At 66.4% G+C, this 1,481-nt stretch carries 2 protein-coding genes; both read left to right on the top strand.

What is annotated here, in order from left to right; genetic code table 11:
- Positions 1 to 280 (top strand): hypothetical protein (locus B2W70_RS08100; RefSeq protein ID WP_286744601.1); only part of this gene is annotated, 280 nt, incomplete at its 5' end.
- A partial coding sequence (locus B2W70_RS08095) for a bifunctional DNA primase/polymerase (RefSeq protein WP_286744599.1) occupies positions 273 to 1,481 on the top strand: 1,209 nt, incomplete at its 3' end. The genes B2W70_RS08100 and B2W70_RS08095, both read left to right, overlap by 8 nt.

The raw sequence follows: 1,481 nt of genomic DNA, 5'->3' as shown, positions 1-1,481 counted from the left end.
GACGAAACCTGATCAATTGAGCTTCGGTGTGGCGGCCCTGGCTGCAGCGCTGCACAGCACGCCGGAGCGTGTGCAGGCCTTGGTCCGAGCTGGTGCCATTCGTGCCGAGTTCGTGGAGCGACGCGGCCCCCGGTGGTCGCCCACAGCGCTGGCCGAAGTCATCAAGCAGCTTTTCCCGGTCGAGCGAGGAGAGCACGAGCTCGCGACGCAGCGCGCGGCCATTGCCTTGTCAGCGCTTGAGCGCGCGTACGAAGCCGAGAAGGGAGTCGCCCATGGATGACGCGCTGGCACTGCTGGTGCCCCAAAAGGAAACGCCCCCGCCGGTTGCAGCCGACGAAGGCGTCCAAAAAGTCAATTGCCAAGCTGAGATTGTCGACACCCCGCCCGAGCAGGTCAAGCAAGTCGGTACATGGGTCTCGCAGTACCTCGCCGCAGGCTTCGCGCTTGTGCCAATCGCTGCAGGTTCCAAAGGGCCCAACGTCAAGGGCTGGAACCGCCTTGACGGGTGTGTCACTCGGCAAGAAGACGCCGCCCGCATCACCCAGGGGGTGGGCCTCGCCCACGCCTACAGCCGGACAGCTTGCCTTGATGTCGACGACATCGACAAGGCCCGCGAGTGGCTGGCAGGGCAGGGGGTTGATCTGGATGCCTTGCGGCACGCAGCGGACGCGGTCGGTATTTCCAGCGGCCGACCTGGCCGCGCGAAGCTGCTCTATCGCCTCCCCGCTGGCGTTGAGCCGTTGGCCACCAAGAACTTGGGCGAGGCCGCCGGGCTTGAGCTGCGATGCGCGACCGCTGACGGGCTGACCGTGCAGGACGTGCTGCCCCCATCGATCCACCCCGAGACCGGCAAGCCTTACGCGTGGTGGTTCGGTGACGACTTGGTTGGCAGCGTCGGCGCGCTGCCCGATCTGCCGGCCGAGCTGCTCGCGATCTGGCGAGAGCTCGACAAGCCCGCAGCCCAACCGGAGCAGCGCGCCGCCGTTGGCGTCGGGCTCGACACCCTGCGCGAATGCCTGGCCGCCATCCCCCCGGATGAACTGCCCTACGAGTCGAGCAATGGGGCCAGCTGGCTGGGTGTGGGCATGGCTTTGCATCATGAGACAGATGGCCAGGGCTTCGAACTGTGGGACGAGTGGGCCCGCAGCTCACCCAAGTACAGCACGCGCGAGTACGGGCAAGCCAAGTGGGAGAGCTTCGGCAAGCGCACGGGGGGCGCCGCGCTGACGCTGCGCGCCTTGGCACGTTGGGCAGGTGTCGACCTGAACCGGCCTGACGTCAGCGAGTTCGAGGACTTGAGCGGGGAAGGTCCGCGCGCGAACCGATTTCAAATTCAAACGATGGCCGAGTTTCGCTCCGCGCGCGCCGCTGGTCTTCAGTGGTTCGTGAAGGGCGTTTTGCCGCGTGCCGGGCTGGTTGTCCTTTTCGGCGCATCGACTGCGGGCAAGACCTTCGCAGCGCTGGATCTGATGCTGGCCATT

It is taken from the genome of Aquabacterium sp. UBA2148 (assembly GCF_002328915.1).
In the GTDB taxonomy this organism is placed as follows: Bacteria; Pseudomonadota; Gammaproteobacteria; order Burkholderiales; family Burkholderiaceae_C; genus Aquabacterium; species Aquabacterium parvum.
Note: the sequence above shows the minus strand (reverse complement) of the source record. Positions and strands in the feature narration are given on the sequence as shown.